At 58.7% G+C, this 16787-nt stretch carries 16 protein-coding genes; 4 read left to right on the forward strand and 12 right to left on the reverse strand.

The annotated features are described in order from the left end of the window. The first annotated feature begins 52 nt into the window (after window positions 1-52). On the forward strand, window positions 53-1093 hold the full coding sequence (locus tag BLV11_RS03655; protein WP_139173206.1) for a hypothetical protein: 1041 nt from the start codon (window positions 53-55) through the stop codon (window positions 1091-1093). 8 nt (window positions 1094-1101) lie between these two features. On the opposite strand, the gene BLV11_RS03660 is transcribed toward BLV11_RS03655, so the two are convergent. Both BLV11_RS03660 and BLV11_RS03665 read right to left on the reverse strand, forming a co-directional pair. Continuing rightward, window positions 1102-2139, reverse strand: coding sequence for a lipase secretion chaperone (locus BLV11_RS03660; protein ID WP_175528272.1), 1038 nt, complete (start codon window positions 2137-2139; stop codon window positions 1102-1104). 54 nt (window positions 2140-2193) lie between these two features. After that, window positions 2194-3156, reverse strand: coding sequence for an esterase/lipase family protein (locus BLV11_RS03665; protein ID WP_091811599.1), 963 nt, complete (start codon window positions 3154-3156; stop codon window positions 2194-2196). Between the two features lie 279 nt (window positions 3157-3435). Here BLV11_RS03665 and BLV11_RS03670 point away from each other — a divergent pair, with 279 nt between their 5' ends. Together BLV11_RS03670 and BLV11_RS03675 are read left to right on the forward strand one after the other, a co-directional pair. After that, window positions 3436-4221, forward strand: a complete 786-nt coding sequence (locus BLV11_RS03670; RefSeq protein ID WP_139173207.1) for a helix-turn-helix domain-containing protein — start codon at window positions 3436-3438, stop codon at window positions 4219-4221. A gap of 141 nt (window positions 4222-4362) precedes the next feature. Next, window positions 4363-5163, forward strand: coding sequence for a substrate-binding periplasmic protein (locus tag BLV11_RS03675; RefSeq protein WP_175528273.1), 801 nt, complete (start codon window positions 4363-4365; stop codon window positions 5161-5163). Window positions 5164-5188: 25 nt separating this feature from the next. On the opposite strand, the gene BLV11_RS18285 is transcribed toward BLV11_RS03675, so the two are convergent. From BLV11_RS18285 to BLV11_RS03700, 6 genes are all read right to left on the reverse strand, one after another. Further along, a complete protein-coding gene (locus BLV11_RS18285; protein WP_175528274.1) occupies window positions 5189-5359 on the reverse strand; it encodes a hypothetical protein in 171 nt (56 codons plus the stop codon). 167 nt (window positions 5360-5526) lie between these two features. Next, a complete protein-coding gene (locus BLV11_RS03680; RefSeq protein ID WP_091811602.1) occupies window positions 5527-6357 on the reverse strand; it encodes a metal-dependent hydrolase in 831 nt (276 codons plus the stop codon). 119 nt (window positions 6358-6476) lie between these two features. Further along, window positions 6477-7364: a VanZ family protein gene (locus BLV11_RS03685; RefSeq protein WP_245725905.1), complete on the reverse strand. Its 888-nt coding sequence runs from the start codon at window positions 7362-7364 to the stop codon at window positions 6477-6479. A 59-nt stretch (window positions 7365-7423) separates the two neighbouring features. Next, on the reverse strand, window positions 7424-9013 hold the full coding sequence (locus BLV11_RS03690) for a phospholipase D family protein (protein WP_175528275.1): 1590 nt from the start codon (window positions 9011-9013) through the stop codon (window positions 7424-7426). A gap of 134 nt (window positions 9014-9147) precedes the next feature. Beyond that, entirely contained in the window at window positions 9148-9879 is a 732-nt protein-coding gene (locus BLV11_RS03695) for a substrate-binding periplasmic protein (RefSeq protein WP_175528276.1), read from the reverse strand. Window positions 9880-9990: 111 nt separating this feature from the next. Next, window positions 9991-11601, reverse strand: coding sequence for a L,D-transpeptidase family protein (locus tag BLV11_RS03700; protein WP_091811606.1), 1611 nt, complete (start codon window positions 11599-11601; stop codon window positions 9991-9993). A 225-nt stretch (window positions 11602-11826) separates the two neighbouring features. Between BLV11_RS03700 and BLV11_RS03705 the strand changes: the two genes are divergently transcribed. Continuing rightward, window positions 11827-12483 (forward strand): murein L,D-transpeptidase catalytic domain family protein, encoded by a 657-nt coding sequence (locus BLV11_RS03705; protein ID WP_091811607.1) that lies wholly within the window; start codon window positions 11827-11829, stop codon window positions 12481-12483. Window positions 12484-12508: 25 nt separating this feature from the next. On the opposite strand, the gene BLV11_RS03710 is transcribed toward BLV11_RS03705, so the two are convergent. The 4 genes from BLV11_RS03710 to BLV11_RS03730 all read right to left on the reverse strand — a co-directional run bounded on the left by BLV11_RS03710 (window position 12509) and on the right by BLV11_RS03730 (window position 16766). Further along, window positions 12509-12985, reverse strand: coding sequence for a pyrimidine dimer DNA glycosylase/endonuclease V (locus BLV11_RS03710; protein WP_091811608.1), 477 nt, complete (start codon window positions 12983-12985; stop codon window positions 12509-12511). Between the two features lie 444 nt (window positions 12986-13429). Next, window positions 13430-13735, reverse strand: a complete 306-nt coding sequence (locus tag BLV11_RS03720) for a DUF1330 domain-containing protein (RefSeq protein WP_091811610.1) — start codon at window positions 13733-13735, stop codon at window positions 13430-13432. A 389-nt stretch (window positions 13736-14124) separates the two neighbouring features. Then, complete coding sequence (locus BLV11_RS03725) at window positions 14125-15531, reverse strand: sodium-dependent transporter (RefSeq protein WP_091811611.1); 1407 nt, start codon at window positions 15529-15531, stop codon at window positions 14125-14127. A gap of 134 nt (window positions 15532-15665) precedes the next feature. Further along, entirely contained in the window at window positions 15666-16766 is a 1101-nt protein-coding gene (locus BLV11_RS03730) for a Glu/Leu/Phe/Val family dehydrogenase (protein ID WP_091811612.1), read from the reverse strand. Window positions 16767-16787: the final 21 nt, after the last annotated feature.

Genomic DNA, 16787 nt, shown 5'->3' on the forward strand with positions numbered 1-16787 from the left:
GGCCGGGTGCCTGTCACCCGGCTACTCATGACATTCAACGAAGCCTGGCGATATGACATTCCAGTGGATAGTAGTGGTTCTGGTCTTTTTGGTGACCGGAGCCGGTGCATTGTATGGCTTCTCTCCGGATAGCCGTTTCGAAGAGGGAGCCCTGACAGCCGCCGACATGACCCCAGACAGACAGGCCCATGACCGGCAACGTTCGGAGCGGGGTGGTTTGCTGGTGCCTGACTGGTCAGGCCGGGTGATCGACGAGCTGGCGGTCGACTGGTTGGAGCGTTACGGCGAAACCATTCAAGACCCCGCCGTTCAGGCCCGCTTTGCCGGGTTACGTAAGGACGTATTGCTGGCGTATCCCGACCAGGGTGAGGGGATCTTTTTGCGGGCCTTGTGGCTGGCGTTCCCGTCCTTCGCCCAGGAGATTCTTACCCTACTGGCGAGGCTCGAGGAATATCAGCAATGGCTGCTGGACAATGACCTGCAACTCCGGGACATGCCGGTTCTGACCCGTGAAGGCGCCAAATGGCAAAAGCGCCTGCAGTTATTCGGCCCGGATGCTGAGTTGATCTGGGCCGATGAAAAGCTCGTGTGGGCTGAGCGCAAGCAGGCGGTCCAGCAGACCATGGAGGCACTCAACCAGGCCAGCGAGTATTCCCTGGACGAGACCCTGTTCCAGTTGCAGGCAGCCATTGCAGAGAACTACGGCAGCAGCTGGCAGGGACTGGTGATGGACAATGGCGTGGTGGCTAACGTGTTTTTCGGGTTTGAGTCGGTTCAGTCCCGGTTGCGGGCCCTGCCACAGGACCAGCGTCAGCAGCAGATTAACCGTGTACGCTCCAGTCTCGGCTATTCCGATGAGCAGGTCAGGCGTCTGGCGGAGCGTGATCAGCGCAGAAACCAGCGCTGGGAAAATGGCCTTGCCTACATGGAGGCGCGGGCCGCGCTAACGCAGTCCCTCACCGGGAATGAGCTAGCGACGGCCCTGTCCGATCTGCAGACGGACTACTTCAGGCACGAGGCGGTTACCATTGCGCAGGAAGAGGCAGACGGATTCTTCCGCTACCGGCGCCCACGCTACTTCGGACGCAACTGATGAACCTCCTACAGCTCAGTGGAAAGTGCCCGTACCCGGGTGATTTCCGGCCCTGAGAAGCGACGGGTAAGCACTTCATCAATCGCGGCCTGCTGATCGCTGGCGCTCAGGCCTGACTGGAGGATCCGGTTTCGTTCCTGAATAAACGTATTCAGCCGCTGCTGCCAGTTAATCCGCTGCTGATCCAGTTCGGCCAGTCTTGCTGCAGCATCATTACCCAAAGTCTGGGCTCTTGCCTGATACACATCGGCGTCGGTGGCACCGTCCGCTCGCATTTGGCGAACCTGTTGGTAAAGCTCCCCGTGGCGAGTAACCCGTTGGCGTACCTCCCGGATGGGCTGAGGTAACTGATGGTCGAGGCTGGCCAGGGCGCTGGCCCGTTCCCGGTCCGTGAGGCTGGTGTCCTGCGAAATGCGCAGGTAGCCCAGCATGTATCGGTCCTGGGCTTCTTCCAGGCCAAAAAATGCCTGCGCCTCAGCGCTGGAAAAGTTGCCTTGGCGGAGCCCTTCCAGAGTTTCCTGTCGCTGTTGCAGAACCACCAGATCGAAGCCTGACGGTGACCTTACGGGTTGGGCCTCACGGGCCAAGGCGTCGAGTTGTATGCGGTAGTTGAGGTAGCGGTCAAGCAAGGCCCGCGCCTGACTCAGGGCAGGCTCGTCAAGATGACTTGACAGGGTCTGTTCCAGCCTCGCCAGTACCTGTGGCAGGGGTTCATCCTCAAGTCCGGACAGGAAAAAATCGAACAGGGTACGGGTGGCGTGGGTGGGGATCAGGTCGCCTTCGTCGTTGACCTCAAAACGAATCTCCGGCATGGCATCGGCCAGGTGAGAGGGCAGCGGTGGTAATGGCGACGCTGCTTGAGCCGGTTCAATCCGGGAATGATCGCCCCGGGCCGGCGGCATGAGCGCAGTGTTAACCAGGGGTGCACTGACAGGGCCATCTGCAGGAGGCTGTCCGGGTCCAGAAGAAGGTGACATCAGTGACAGAGTGGCAACGCAGGCCAGTACCAAGCTGCTTGCCACGGCTATGGGGACGGTATGTTTCATCGTTGGCATCCGCAGAGGACGTTCCCGGGCCATCGGTGATGGCCCGGGTGTCGGTCAGAGACCCGCCTGCTTGAGGCGGTTGGCGTGGTTGCGGAACAGGGTTTCCGGGCTGGTTTCAAACAACGAGACCAGACCCAGAACCTGATTGTTCACATCGATATGGTTCATGGTGTAGTTGTCCTTGATCACGTCGCCGAAGTGGCTGGAACAGCGGCCGGTAACACCGTCATTGGCTTCGTTGATCGCAAGGCCGGTGATGGCAAAGAGGGCATCCGAGGGGTCAACCACACTGGTAATCGTCGAAGTGCCACTCCAGGAATACAGGCGAATGTTCTGGCCGTTGATGGTCACCTGGCTGGCGCCTTCGCCACAGGCACTGGCCGGAAGTCCGGCAGGGAACTGAGTGTTGAAAGCTGCGGCGCCGGGCTGGTTGAACTCACCCAGCATGGCGTAGATGTTGGAGTCATCGCCGTCGTAGCCAGACAACAGGTTGACCAGATCGCCGATGGCATTGGCGAGGATCTCGAATGTCACGCCCTGTAGGGTGCCCTCTGGTGCCACCCCGGTCACGATGTCTGCCAGCGGGGAACCCTGGTGCGGTGTATGGGCTGTGCTTACCGAGGCGACCAGATCAGGCCGAACGTTCATGACGTAGCGGGACGTCATACCGCCCTGGCTGTGGCCGATCAGATTGAAGCGGGTAATGCGGCCTCCGGAAGCGGCCCGGATCTCGTCCAGTTGGGCGATCAGGCTCTCACCCCGCATGACGGAGCTTTCAAAGGCGTTGATCTCCGGCACAAAGACCGTAGCTCCCTCCGCTTCCAGAGCGGCGGGAATGCGGTACCAGTAATCAACACCAGCAATGCTGTCGAATGCGAAGATGCCGGGAACCAGTACGATCGGGTGCCGGGTTTTGGCCTCGTTCCAGTCAAACAGGGAGCTGAGCCAACCGGCCTGTGCCGGGACAGAGGCCGCAGCGCCAATCAAACAGAGTACTGCCAGATACAGTTTCTTCATGGTCTTTCCTTATATGTTGTTGTTATTCAATGAGGTACTGCTGTTGTTTTTATGCTCTGGTTAATCTGGCCGGACTGTACAGGCTGTCCGGCCTTCATGAGGGTTACCTTAATCAGGGTTGTTTGGGGGCAGCTTGTAAGATTTGATGAACTGTTGCAGGTGGTACTCAAAACGCGGGGCCGGTCACGAATTGGTCAGATCAGGCAAGTAATGGTCAGGCGTTAGCCATAGAATCAATGGGGCGACAAAGCAGTCAACAACGACAACAGGTAACCTGCCTTGAACGCTCAACCATTACCTCACGTGCTCTACCTTTGGGCACGTCGTACCTTGTACATTGCTCAGCCTGGTCAGCCGATAGAGTTTGAGCCTGCGGCGGCGCAGCTGGTGGTCAGTCTGGGAGCCCCTTTCCGTTACCGGGCGCCAGACACGCGCCGTAGTCATGCCTGTCGTAGCCTGTTGCTGGCGCCGGGAACCCGCATGACCCTTACGCTGGCCAATGCAGGCATCGCAACCTGCTATCTGGATGCCCTGGGGCAGGATTTCGGACTGCTGGCGGCACAAATGTCGTTGCAGATGCCCGGCGTGTATTGCGCTGCCCCGCGAGAGGCCGAATTTCAGGCTTGCTTTGCCGAACTCTGGCAGTCTCCGGCGACGTCAGCGGAGGCCTATCACCGCCTGGAACAACTGATCAACCCCGGCGGTGCCCGCTACCCCGGCGTCGACCCCAGGGTCGATGCGGCGGTTTCACTGATACGCGATTCCGTGGCCGAAAACCTGTCGGTGGAGCTATTGGCGGAGGCCGTCAATCTGTCGGTGCCCCGGCTGGTTCAGCTGTTCAGAAGCCAGGTTGGTGTGCCGATACGCCGGTACCGGCAATGGCATCGTCTGTTCGTCACCGCACAGGGGATCGCTCGCGGTCTTTCTCTCACCGATGCGGCCATTGGGGCCGGATTTACCGATTCTGCCCACTTTTCCCATACCTTCCGGACCATACTCGGGCTGCGGCCGTCCGATATTTTTTCGGCACCGGGACAGCTTCGGCTCATTGTTGCGGACAGCTAATCCAGCAGGTTTTACAGGAATTTTCATAGTGGGCCTATTTTGGCCCCCAAATGAATTCATAATTCCCTGTGGCTGGCGATTCATTTTGGTGTTGTACATGTCATGGAGGCCAGATCTGAGCATCGTCTAAAGGAGTGTCGTGTGCGTTATTCATTTCTGAGTATTCTTACCAGCGCTTGCCTGCTTGTTGTCTCTGCCTTGGCTGCCAGCCCCGGAGTTGCCGACGAAATCTCTCAGAATCTGACTCTGACGGCGGCGTTGGCGGAGGCCGACTATCCGCCGTTTTATTTTCGTGATGATAACCAACTGGTCGGGTTCTCCATTGAGGTGCTCGATCACGTCGCCAAAACCGTCGGTGTTCGTGTTCAATACCAGCGGCTGTCGTGGCCGAGGGTCTTGCAGTCCCTGAATGATGGTCGGGTCGACATGGTGACAACCTTTTCCAATACCGCCGAGCGGGCCCCTCTGGTGGTCTATACCGGTATTCCCCATGCCGTTGAACGCAATCACCTGTTTGCCAGGAACGACTCGGATGTGAGTTACGACGGCAATATCGACAGTCTGGCGGGGTACCGAATCGGAGCCATCACCGGGTATTCCTATGGCGACGACTTTGATCACGCCAGTTACCTGGCGGTGGAGCGGGTGCTGGATGAGCCCACACTGGTAAGGATGGTATTGGGAAACCGTTTTGATCTGGCGGTTGGCAATCCGTTCGCGATTCGGCTGGAAGCCACTAAGTTGGGGGCTGCGGAGCACCTCCGCTTTCTTGATCCGCCCGTCAACCGCAGCCCCATCTATATGGCGTTTAGCCGCAAGCACCCCCTGGCTTTGGATCTGGCTGCGGCCTTCACAGCAGCCATCCTGCAGTTCAAGGCCACCGAAACCTACCAGGGGTTGTTGGATAAATACGACCTGCGAGGTGCGGGATTCAGCGAATAAGCGGTGTACTTGAAGACACCGGGTGCTAGCTCGGCTTGGCCGCCAGTGCCAGCTCAAGTTGCGCGTGCACTTTGGCTTCGCGTTTGATCAGTTGTTGCCGGATTCGCTCGTGAGGGCGATAGGTGTATAGGTCGACATAGGTTTTGGCGATTTCGCTCAGTACCGGGTGTGCCAACTTGAACTGTTCGTCGAACATGATCTGCCTCCTGACCCCGGAATCGGGGAATGCCAGAACAAAGAGTCATTGCATGACTCTCTTTCAGCCTACGCCTGTCCGCGAAAATTTTGAAATAACGATTGGAGGGGAAACCGGGAAACCGGGATAGCAAATGGCATATCCCGGCTTTTGACAGGGGAAGGGGGTTAGCCGCTGAAGCCGACCCGCTTGCGCCATTGGTGCAGCAGGAAGTTGGTGTCGTGATCCCAGGGATGGAATTTGGGCTTGAAGTAGTCCAGGTATTCCGGAACGATCTGGGTGAACATGCCTTTCGGGCCCCAAAGCCGGTTCAGGCCCTTGACCCAGGACTTGAGGTTGCCAAGCTCCTTGTCTTCACGCATCAGTTCCACAATAAAGGCGTGGATGGCGATCATGATCAGGGTGGTGGCCAGGGCCATCACGCCCATCCGGATGGCGTAATTGGCGATGCCTTTACCATAGACCTTTTCAAAGGTATCGAAAGCAACCGCCTTGTGCTCATTTTCCTCGATGCAGTGCCACGCCCACAGGTCACGCATGCTGGGATCGATCAGCTCGACAAGGTCTTCACGACGGAGCAGCTGCGCAGACAGGATGCCGGTGAAGTGCTCCAGGGCGACGGTGGCGGCCAGGTGCACACGCTGGTTGTTCAACAGGGGCAGGTTGGCCGCTGACAGGAACCTGCGGGTCCAGCCTTCCAGTTTAGGGATATCGAAGCCCTGGTTGATCGCACCGGCATTGAAGTTTCCGTGCTCTTTGGCGTGCATGGCTTCCTGGCCGATGAAGGCGCCAATGTCTTTCTGCAGCTGGGGATCTTCAACCTTTTCCCGTACCGCCCTGACGCTGGCCACGAAGAATCGCTCGCCGTCCGGGAACAGGGCAGACAGCGCGTTGAACACGTGGGTCATGAACGGGTCACTCTCAACCCAGTGACGGGGAACCTCGGAGAATTCAAAATCCTGTCGACGAACTGGAAAAGACGAAGTGACTGCAGACATGATGACCTCTGATCGTTTTGTTGTCCTGAGGTCGACTCTACGGCCCCCCACGCGGGAATGAACGTGCTTTTGGGGACAGAAGTTTAGCATCTGGCCCAAAAAGGTCGGCGGTGACGGCGCTAGGGCAAATCCAGGCTCATATCCAGCAGATAAACCACCCGTGGGGCGGGCAGGCGAACGGCAAAGAGCCCGAGTCGGCGGATATCGTTCATCTCCATCTCCCGCCCGGCAGGTGCATGCCGGACCTGGTCCAGGTCGATGGTGAAGCGGTTATAGCCGGGCTCCAGGTGGAGCCGTTGGTTGAAACGGTCATCAAAGGCATTGTCACCGCGGTCATGGCGACGGTCATTGATGCGGAGGGTCATGGCCAGGGGGGTCGTTGACGGGTTCAGCAGGCTCAGTTCCAGCCGTTCATACCCGCGCCAGTCCGCGGCCAGGTTGTCCAGTGACGCGCCGGAGTACTGTTCCGTACCCAGATTGATTCTGAGGGCGTGGCTGCCGGTCTGAGCCAGATCCCTGTCCCGGCTGACGTTACCAGACCAGTAACGCTGGGGCTGCTGGCTGGAAAAATCATACAGGACCGGCAATTGTTGCTGGATCAGCACCTGTTGAGTGGCAACCTGGACCACCAGAGCCAGTTCAAAAAGTACCAGCGCCAGGGGCAGCGCCCGGGGCAGCCACATCCGTAGCCGGCCGACTCCGGGCTGGCACGGCTCCGCCCGCATTTGCCAGGCCAGGGCAAGCCAGGCTCCGGCCAGGTTTCGTAGCATGTCGTGCCAGTCAGCCTCCCGCTGAAGGCCGTCTTGGGCCGCTTCCACCAGCGCCCCGACGATCAGCACGGCGACGGTGACCAGTCCCCATGCCCGCCATGTGGGGCGGGTCTGGCTGGGGTAGAGCCAAGTGACTAGCAGCCAGAAGAATGCGATGTGGCCAAGATTCCAGATGGCTTTGACCAGAGGGCTGGAGGCCCAGTCCGGACCACCGGTAAAAAACAGGGGTAACAACACCAGCAGTAGAACCGGGGGCAGCCAGCGGCTGGCGCGGCACCGGCATCGGGTGAGCCCGCTCAGAGAAGCGACTCCACCGGAAGCAGCCCAATAAACCAGGCCTGGAAGCGTCGCCAGAGGCCTGCTTCAGGTTCCTTTCCTTCGCTGACGACCGTTGGTGGAGAATGACCGGTATCCAGCCAGATCAGCTCAGCTCTGTTTCCGAACAAGCCGCTGGTCTCCACCAGCTGCAGGCGCCAGGCATAGTCGGGCAGCAGTTTCAAAAAGCCCTCTGCGGCGTTACCGGCCATCTCGGAGCTGTCGATGACCGCACCGATTTCGGTGTTGAGATTGACCGACCTGGGGTCCAGATTCATCGACCCTACAAAGATCTTGCGGCGGTCGAACACCATCGTCTTGGCATGAAGGCTGGCCCTCGATGAACCGAACGGCTGAGAGGAACGGTCCTCATGGAGGCTAGGGCGGGGGCGGAGCTCCCAGAGTTCGGTACCGGCTTCCAGCAGGGCCTCGCGATAATGGGCGTAGCCGGCATGAACGGCGGCCACGTCGTTGGCGGCCAGGGAATTGGTGAGAACCAGAACCCGGGCACCCTGAGTGCGCCAATCCGCGAATCTGCCGACCAGGGCGTCGCCGGGAATGAAGTAGGGTGAGATGATCAGCGCCTCGTTGTCCAGATCCTGCAACAGTTTCACAAGCTCTGGCGCCATGTGACTGGCGTCGTCATCCGGGTCGGTCAGCAGCTTGTCAGGATGGTCGTAGACCACGTCAGATCGTGCCCAGTGCAGTTCGAGTTGCTGCTGACGTAATTCGTCGATGATACCGAGGGATGTTAGCCGAGCCAGGTAGGCTTGCGCTTTCTCCGACTCACTGCTGCTTGTCAGCGCCTGGCGGGTTGCTGTCAGGCTGGGGAGCTCTTCCTGCCAGAGGGTTGCGATGGGTACCGCCAGGGCATGGTTCCAGTAGGTGTCAAAACTCGCGGAGATCTTGCGTGCGAAGGGGCCAACGCCAAGCACGTCCAGATCGGCAAAGCCGGTGATCGGATCGGCGGCGAAGTAGGTGTCACCGATATTGCGGCCTCCGATAATCGCCGCCTGGTTATCCACGGTAAAGGTCTTATTGTGCATCCTCCGTGACTTTTCCGAGAAGTCGGTGAGCATGTCGAGGTAGGGCACCGTGCGGGAGGAAAAGGGGTTGAACAGGCGCACCGAAACATTTGGGTGACTCGCCATGGATGCCAGTAACGGCTCCTGGCCACCGTGACCAAAGTCATCCAGCAACAGCCGTACCCGGACGCCACGGTCGGCGGCCCGAATCAGGTAATGACTGAACAGCTGTGAGGTGACGTCGTCATGGTACAGGTAGGTTTGAACATCAATGGAGGCTTCTGCCGCTTCCATCAAAAGCAGGCGGACAGCAAAGGCATCGAGGCCATTGTTCAGCAACCGGAATCCGGATTTCTGATCGTGGTCAGTGGAGCTCCGCTCAATAGCCGTGCCCAGAAAAGTGTGGCCGGTGTCCGTCATGGCATAGGAGGCCGGGGCCAGCTGTTGCGGGGGCTGGCTGCTGCAGGCTGTGCCGAGCAACAGGGCAAGCAGGCTCAGATACGGCAACACCCGAAGAGCGGTTGTCGGGCGACGGTGTCGGTGCATTTGAAGGTCCATCCTCTGCCGGTGGGGGGCTGCTGTTTGAGGGCGGTTGGCCCTGGTTCTGGGGGCCGCTTTCCCAGTCCCAAGTGTACGTGTTATCGAGCCCCGGGTCAGCGGGCAACAAGAGCGACTCATGCTCAGGGTATCAGCTGCAGTGGCATGTCCTTGAGAATGGCTTCGTAAGTGCCATCGGCTTTCAGGTTCAGTATGGCGTCGTCGAACAGCTGTCTCAGGGTCTGCCCTGATTCGGTGGCCTGGAACCGGAACGCCAGCTCATTCACCTCGAACTGCGCGCCATGGTGGAGTTCGCCTGCCAGCCCCATTTGGAAAAGTTGGCGCTCACCGTCAGAAACGTACTCGATGGTCGCATCGATTCTCTGGTATGTCAGCATGTTGAAATTCTGTTCCAGAGAGTTGGTGTAGACTGCGGTGATGTAGGGGTGGCTTAGCAGTTCCTCCGGATAGTAGCGGCCGCGGATCAGACCCACGTTTTTTCCGGACAGCTCGGCAATGCTGTCAATCACCGGCTCGGTGGTTCGGGTGTACACCACAAAACCAAAGGTGGTTGCCACGGGTATGCCGGTGATGCCGGGCTGGGAGGGGTCTCCGACGATTTCAGGGAACAGAACATCAGCGGTGCCATCGGCAAACATTTTGTTGGCCCGGGCCCAGGCATCAATCAGGTGCACTTCGCATTTTTCGCCAAATTTGGTGAGGTCGCGAACGATTGTGAGGGCTAACTGCATGTTGGCGTCGGTGAGTGTCGGGTTCGGGGTTGGGCCAACCACCACCCGACAGGTGCCGGGCTGGCCAAGGACAGGCGGAATCGACGAACACAGAAAAACCACCATCACGGCAACGATGGGCATAAGGGCCCTGGCCCGGTGTAGTGAGGTTGTTTGGGAGTTCCCCATGGCACGCCCTCTGGAATCACGCTGGCATTCATAACCAGTTTAGCCGTTCCAAGGGCAACGGGAGGCTTAGTCCTGAGACAGTCCCGCCAGCAGCTCCGGATCGTCCCGGTAAGGGTCGGGGCGGTATCTGAGCACGCCGTCGGGGTCGGCCTCGACGGTCCAGTAAGCAAGCAGCACCGGCACGCTTCTGGGCAGATGCACATTCTGTGAGGCTCCACTGGCGCGCACCTGTTCCACTGCCTGCCAGGCTTGAGGGGAAGAGGCTTCAAACAGGGCCTGGGCCAGCGTCATGGCATCTTCCACCCGCACACAGCCAGAGCTGTAGAACCGGTTGTTGGTATTAAACAGCCAGGCGGTCGGTGTGTCGTGCAGATAGACCGCAAAAGGGTTGGAAAAACGGATGACCACTTCCCCCAAGGCATTATTGGGGCCGGGGGCTTGGCGCAGAAGAATGCCTCTGGGGTTACTCCAGTTGACCTCTGACATGGCCAGTTCTTCGCCCCGGTTGTTGTAAATGCTGATGTTGCGCTGATTGAGGTAGTCCGGGTTACGGCGAATCCGTGGCAGCTGGTCCCGAACGAAAATGGAGGTGGGAATGGTCCAGCTCGGGTTGACTGTAATGTGCGTGATCACCGACTTCAGCTTGGGGGTCTGACGCAGTGGGCGTCCGACTTGAGCCCGGCCGGACCAGGCCAGCTCTCCCTTTCGATAGAATTCGAGCTTTGCCGCAGCGATGTCCACCAGCAGTAAGGTCTCTTCCATATCTGCAGCGAGCCTTCGCAGCCGCTCCAGATTGGCGCGGATCTGCTCCAGGCGCTCAGCGGGCTGGATATTGAGTTGCTCCAATGTCTGTGCACCCACCTTGCCGTCAACATCCAGGTAGTGTCTGCGTTGGAATTCCTCGATGGCGAGGCTGAGCGACGCATCGAACAGGTTGTTGGTCTCCGGCCCGGTGTCAGCGTCAGACGAGGTGTCGCCGGTCTCGGGCAGATAATGCTCGGCAGAAAGTCGCTGCCGGAGCAAGCCCACCCGAGAGGACTGCATACCAACTTCCAGGGTGTCGCCGCCGGGAATCACTGGCCAGCTTTCCGGCAGATGTTCCCTGGCGGTGATGTAGGCGTCGCGCAGGTGAGCGTAACGGTCCAGCTCAGGGCGGGCCTGCTCGAAGGCCAGGGCAAGGTTGTCCTGGCCCAGGCTTGCCAGTGCATTCAGCTCCGTCCCACGACGACGTTCGCCGAGCATCGGGGCGTACCAGATCTGCTCCGTTTCTTGTGTTTCCTGACGGCCAAAGCGCAGGTCTGCCAGGGCGCTCAGGTAGGCGTAACTGGCCAGATCGGCATCACAGGGGAGGACAACGCCCCAGGTCGCATGAAATTGGCGAATCGCCTCCAGCACCGGCAGGAAATAGTGATCGGGCTCAAGGCCATCGTCTTCAAGGGTTTGTAACTGTGCCATCAGCGCCCTCAGGCGCTGGTCAGACTGCCAGAAGTCATCGCCCACGGTGTTATCGAACGCGGTCAGGGCTTCGCCTAACGCGCTGTCATGCGGAGGCAGAGGCTGGCAGTCGTCGGGCTCCATGCGGAAGTTTGCCTGGACCATTATGGGCATGAAACCGACGAGCATCAGCAGGGCGGCCAGCAGGGTGCGATTGTGGTGATTTGTATAAAAAACGTACATATTGATGGCCGTCTCAGAATTATTTGCTAGAATCCGGCAAATTTACTGGCAATGCTACTGGGTTCCCGCTCGCTGTTCGTACCGTTGTTCATGGTTCGTTGAAGTCGCCCACTCGCTAAAGACTTATCGTACCCCAATGAGGCTGACTCAATGTTACAAACCCGCCGCCCCCGTATACCCACGCTTCTGGCAAGTGTATGGCTGACGTTTGTTTCGACGGCGTGCATGGCTGATGGCCTCTCTACCAACCTTTATAGCAAACTCTCTCAGGCCGCACCGAACCTGAATCCGGCTGTGCTCCAGAAGGCGCTTGCTGCCTCCAGCTGCGCCGTTGCCAATGGCGTGGCAAGCCCTGAGCGTCTGGCGGTCATCGACTTTTCCCTGCCGTCCAGCCAGCGTCGCCTGTGGCTGTTTGACCTCACCCGGGGCAACCTGATTCTCCGCGACCTGGTGGCCCACGGGAAAAACTCCGGTATGGAAAGCGCTACCGCTTTTTCCAACAATAACGGCAGTTACCAATCGAGCATAGGGCTTTTCCGGGCCAGTGAGAGCTATCTGGGCCGCCACGGCTATTCCCTGAGGTTGGATGGGCTGGAACCCGGGGTGAATGACCTCGCTCGGGAACGGGCGATCGTTATCCATGGCGCCGATTACGTGGACACTTCCTGGGTGGAAGAGTTCGGCCGCATCGGGCGCAGTCACGGCTGCCCGGCGGTGAGTCAGGGTGTTGTGAGGGAAGTGGTGGATAGCCTCAAAGGCGGGCAGCTGGTATTCAGTTACTACCCGGACCAGCAATGGCTGGCGTCTTCAGCCTTCCTGAATTGTGATGCCGGCTCCCAGGTGGCGGGACTGATGGCTGCAGGCGAAGCCGCCGGAGGCTGAGCGACAGGGTATGGCCTCGTGCGGGTCATTTTGCCGCAGCCGTTACCCAGGCCGGCACCTCGCGCTTGGTCCATTTTGCAAACTTCAGTTTTTCACCGATGTAGAAGTTCCGGTAGGCCTGCACAGCATCCCCGCTGACCTTGTAGGGATCTGGCATGGCCTGGGGGAAGGGCGTGAGCCCGTTGCGGGCATACCGGAATGGCTCAATGGCAGGCAGCACCGAAATCGACTTGTGGTCCTGTGTCTTGTCGAACCGGTAACGGTACTCGGTATTCAGCGCCACTGTTAGCTGTTGCAGCCACTCAAAGTTGTCATAGGACTCCTCAACCCACAGCACACAGGGGTGCTTAACGTGAGTCGAGCGGTACGGCGTGCTAAATCCCTTCTTGTTCAGCGCCGTGCAGAGAAGCTGCACGCTCTCCAGTATCATTTTAATGGCGTGCTGGTCGCAGTGGTATTCGGCGCATGTCTGGATGTCGTCATCAAGCACAAAAATATTCATGGTGACTGACTCCGTGGCTTTACCTGGGGCCGCCATGACTTGCCTGGCCGGCCATTCGATGAATGGTTAGGTGTTTTTTACCCATCCGATACTGAGAACAAAACGGCTCCCGCGTCTGACTGGCGCAACCGAGTGCTCAGAAATGTCTGACCGGAAAAATTTGATGCGGGCGGTCTCAAAGATCGGGTTGCTGCAGCGAAACTCTCCACCAGAGGTTGGCTGCTTCAGCACGATATTGAACCGGAAGTGTTCTCCGCTTGTCACCTGATCAACATGAGGCGGTATGCCTTGCCCCTCACGGAATCGAAGCAGATACACATCGAAGGGGTTAGGCCAGAAGCCACCCCCCATAAGCATCTTGTCGTATCCGGTATTTTGTCGGCCTTTCTCCCAGCGGAAAAGACGGCAAAGATAAGTCTTGAGGCTCACGTTTCGGATTCCGGGCTACGTGTTTTTTTCGTGCTCAGCAATAACGGTGATGCTGTCTACGGAGCTGTTAAAGTGTTTGTTTTTCACTTCGATATATTCGGGGTTGGAAAAGAACTCTTCCATGCGCTCTTTACTGGGAAACTCTATGGTAAACACCCGGTTTATAGCATCCGTTGTCTTGGAGCGTAGTACCTCGGCGACCTTGAAGTCGAAACCAAACGAGCCACCAAAGGTCGTCAGTATGGGGAGCATTCCTTCCCTATAGTTCTGATATTCAGCCTCGTCCGTGACGTTAAGTCCCATGACTTTTTCAAATGACATGCTACCTCCTTGTATGAAAATTTAACCCTGTCGTTGAGTCGTGGCCTGCAACATTCGTAGCCCGAAACGCACTCCGATGCCTGGCGCTATGAAAGCAAACACCCTCTGCCATACCAGACAGCTGCCGCCATCGTTCCACATCAATCTATTCAGAATGTCCATCGATGGCAAGGACTTAGGGCTTGGTTTCCCATTTTCGGTGCGCAAAAGAACGTCGCCAGAAACACGATCCCCGGCTACCGGAGACATCGTCAGTGTAAGGGCTCGCGAACCCGGACGGGATCAAGTTAGTGCGCGGACTAAGGGGGAGTACAGGCAGAAAGTGCGAAGTGAATACATGGAACGGCAGGGCAAAAACAGGGGCGGATCATGATCCGCCCCAAGCCCGGTTAACCCAGGTTGTAGATAAACACCACCAGAACGGCGATGGGGGTAAAGAATCGCAGCGTGTTGTACCACAGCTTGAAGCCGGACTCAGACAGCGACAGCTCGTTTTCCAGCGCCTGTTTGGACATGAACCAACCCGCAAACACGGCAACCAGCAGGCCGCCCAGTGGCAACAGAATGTTGGCGGTGAGGTAATCGAGCAGGTCGAAGATGGTCTTGCCTTCGAACATGGCAAACATACCCAGCGGCGTTACGTCCGACCACAGATTCAGGGACAGGATCGAGGCGATGCCCAGCAACCAGCAGGCCAGGCCGGCAGCGAGGGTGCTGATGGTGCGGTTCATGCCTTTTTGCTCTTCCAGCCACTCCACCAGCGGTTCCAGCAGGGAAATGCCCGAGGTCCAGGCTGCAAAGATCAGCAGTACGAAGAACAGGGTACCGAACAGGCTGCCCATGGGCATCTGGCCGAAGGCCAACGGCAGGGTCTGGAAGATCAGGCCAGGGCCCGCGCCGGGTTCCATGCCGTTGGCGAAGACGATGGGGAAGATCGCCAGGCCGGCCAGCAGGGCCACCACGGTGTCCATGACGGAAACGGCGATAGAGGTCTTGGCGATGGAAATACCCTTCGGCAGGTAGGAACCGTAAGCCATCATGATGGCCATACCGAGGCTCAGGGTAAAGAAGGCGTGGCCCAGGGCCGTCAGCACACCAGCGGTGGTCAGCTTGGAGAAGTCAGGCTGGAACAGGAAGCTCACGGCTTCGCCGAAATGTCCGGTGGTCATGGCATAGCCTACGACCAGTAACAGCAGTACAAACAGGCCGGGCATCAGGATGCTGACGGCCCGCTCAAGTCCGGCGCGCACGCCCCGTGCAACCACCACCATCACCAGGGCCATGAAGACCGTGTGCCACAGTAGCAGGGTGCCGGGATCGCTGAGCAGGCCAGAGAAGATGGCCGCGATGGAGTCGGCAGACTGGCCGGTCAGTTCACCACTGGCGGCTGTGCCCACGTAAGAGACGGCCCAGCCACCAATGACAGAATAGAAAGACAGGATCAGGAAGGCAGCCAGCACACCGATCACCCCGACGATGCGCCAGGCCGGGTGGAGCTTGTCGCGCTCGGCGATCAGTCGCAGGCTGTTGACCGGGCTGCGACCACCACGGCGGCCAATCAGCACTTCCGCCATCATGATGGGAATACCGACGGCGGCGATACACAAGAGGTAAACCAGAACAAAGGCGCCACCACCGTTTTCGCCGGTGATGTAGGGGAATTTCCAGATATTACCAAGGCCTACGGCAGAACCGGTGGCGGCGAGAATGAAGGCCAGTCGTGAAGACCAGAGGCCGCGCTTGGCGGAGGATCCTTCCAGAGTGCCTGTTGCGGTGGCAGATGTTGAATAGGACATTGCTGTCTCCTGCTTACATGTTTTTGTTTTTGAGGGACAAAAATCTCCTGCGGAGGCTGCACAGCGAGTGCGTAGCCTCCAGAGAGGATTGACCCAAGGGGTTACCGCTCAGTGCATGGACTCAATTCACTTCATCAGCCGGCCTTGGCGAACTGATGGGTGTCTTGCTCCTTTTGGGCGGAGATGTGTTCAAAGCGTTCTTCGGCCAGTTCATTGGCGATGATGCCGGTGGGGCGTTGGTCGCGGTCGGAACGGGTGAAGATTTCTTCGAGGGTTTCGCCAATGCTTTCTACATGGGTGCGAACTTTGTTGGCGTCATGATCGGTGCGCTCGTGGAACACGTCGATGATGCCACCAGCGTTGATGACAAAATCAGGGGTGTAGAGAATGCCCTGCTTCATCAGAACCTCGTCGTGATATGGGTGGGCCAGCTGGTTATTGGCCGCACCGGCAATCACTTTGGCCTGGATCTTCGGAATGCTGTTGTCATTGAGTACCGCACCCAGGGCGCAGGGGGCGATAACGTCCACCGGCAGGCTCAGGATCTCGTCGGCCCCGACCGGGGTGGCTCCGAACTCTTCCACCGCCCGGTCCATCTGGTCCTGGTGGATGTCGTAGACCCACAGCTGGGCGCCCGCTTCGTGCAGGTGGCGAGCCAGGCGGTAGCCGACGTTGCCGATACCCTGAACGGCCACTGTCAGGCCCGTCAGGTCGGTGCGGCCGAGCTTGTGTTTGACGGCCGCCTTGAGCCCGATAAAGGTGCCGTAAGCCGTGGCCGGTGACGGGTCACCGTTGCTGGGCTTGCCATCGAACCCGGGGTGGGAGGAAATGCCGGCAACGTGCTTGGTCTGGCGGCCCATCACTTTCAGGTCAGCAACGCTGGTGCCAGAGTCTTCCGCAGCAATGTAGAGACCGTTGAGCTGCTCAATGAAACGGCCCATGGCCTCCATCAGTTCTTCTGTCTTGAATTTGCGCGGGTCGCCGATGATCACCGACTTGCCGCCGCCGAGGTCCAGGTTGGCCAGGGCGGACTTGTAGGTCATGCCACGAGACAGCCTCAATACGTCACGGAGTGCTTCTTCGTCGGTGGCGTAGGGGAACATCCGGCAGCCGCCGAGGGCTGGGCCGCGGGAGGTGTTGTGGACGGCGATGATGGCCTTGAGGCCGGTTTTGGGATCGCAGAAGAACGAGACGTGCTCGTGATTGTCGAACTCGGGGTGACTGAATACGTTCATGGCGTTTCACCTTTGCTGTGT

It is taken from the genome of Marinobacter mobilis, from assembly GCF_900106945.1.
Classification (GTDB): Bacteria; Pseudomonadota; Gammaproteobacteria; order Pseudomonadales; family Oleiphilaceae; genus Marinobacter; species Marinobacter mobilis.

What these genes read in the sequence shown, in the direction of transcription:
- BLV11_RS03655 (WP_139173206.1), top strand. Translation starts at nt 53, where the DNA reads ATGACATTCCAGTGGATAGTAGTGGTTCTGGTCTTTTTGGTGACCGGA.
- BLV11_RS03720 (WP_091811610.1), bottom strand. Translation starts at nt 13,735, where the DNA reads ATGTCATTTGAAAAAGTCATGGGACTTAACGTCACGGACGAGGCTGAA.
- BLV11_RS03705 (WP_091811607.1), top strand. Translation starts at nt 11,827, where the DNA reads ATGGCTGATGGCCTCTCTACCAACCTTTATAGCAAACTCTCTCAGGCC.
- BLV11_RS03730 (WP_091811612.1), bottom strand. Translation starts at nt 16,766, where the DNA reads ATGAACGTATTCAGTCACCCCGAGTTCGACAATCACGAGCACGTCTCG.
- BLV11_RS03680 (WP_091811602.1), bottom strand. Translation starts at nt 6,357, where the DNA reads ATGTCTGCAGTCACTTCGTCTTTTCCAGTTCGTCGACAGGATTTTGAA.
- BLV11_RS03710 (WP_091811608.1), bottom strand. Translation starts at nt 12,985, where the DNA reads ATGAATATTTTTGTGCTTGATGACGACATCCAGACATGCGCCGAATAC.
- BLV11_RS03695 (WP_175528276.1), bottom strand. Translation starts at nt 9,879, where the DNA reads ATGCCCATCGTTGCCGTGATGGTGGTTTTTCTGTGTTCGTCGATTCCG.
- BLV11_RS18285 (WP_175528274.1), bottom strand. Translation starts at nt 5,359, where the DNA reads ATGTTCGACGAACAGTTCAAGTTGGCACACCCGGTACTGAGCGAAATC.
- BLV11_RS03660 (WP_175528272.1), bottom strand. Translation starts at nt 2,139, where the DNA reads ATGAAACATACCGTCCCCATAGCCGTGGCAAGCAGCTTGGTACTGGCC.
- BLV11_RS03700 (WP_091811606.1), bottom strand. Translation starts at nt 11,601, where the DNA reads ATGTACGTTTTTTATACAAATCACCACAATCGCACCCTGCTGGCCGCC.
- BLV11_RS03690 (WP_175528275.1), bottom strand. Translation starts at nt 9,013, where the DNA reads ATGCACCGACACCGTCGCCCGACAACCGCTCTTCGGGTGTTGCCGTAT.
- BLV11_RS03665 (WP_091811599.1), bottom strand. Translation starts at nt 3,156, where the DNA reads ATGAAGAAACTGTATCTGGCAGTACTCTGTTTGATTGGCGCTGCGGCC.
- BLV11_RS03725 (WP_091811611.1), bottom strand. Translation starts at nt 15,531, where the DNA reads ATGTCCTATTCAACATCTGCCACCGCAACAGGCACTCTGGAAGGATCC.